At 39.4% G+C, this 310-nt stretch carries 1 protein-coding gene; it reads left to right on the top strand.

Annotated elements, in window-relative coordinates; translation table 11 throughout:
* Window positions 1-310 (top strand): DUF8370 family protein (locus tag KMS84_RS39750; protein ID WP_498066979.1); only part of this gene is annotated, 310 nt, incomplete at both ends.

Here is a 310-nt window from a genome sequence, read left to right as displayed (position 1 = left end):
CCACCAGAGAAAACACAAAAATTCACTATCCCAAAGGCCGAGTTCAACTACCAAACAGAAACATGGAAATCAAAGCAATATATACTACCGAAATACGGAAGAGAGTACGTACTACTAACACCAATTGACATACTCACAAAAGATGAAGCATGGATTTCCCACAAAGGTTTTCTAGAAGATTTTAGTCACGTAGTTTCTTGCGTCCCTAACGATCAAATTAGGGACCAGATAAACTTATACCTAACAAAGGTTATGCCTGCCGACCCGACAAAAGAAGAGCAAGCAATCGCTTTTGAAAAGACCATACATC

This window comes from Streptomyces hilarionis, assembly GCF_024539675.1.
Classification (GTDB): domain Bacteria; phylum Actinomycetota; class Actinomycetes; order Streptomycetales; family Streptomycetaceae; genus Streptomyces; species Streptomyces hilarionis.
Note: the sequence above shows the minus strand (reverse complement) of the source record. Positions and strands in the feature narration are given on the sequence as shown.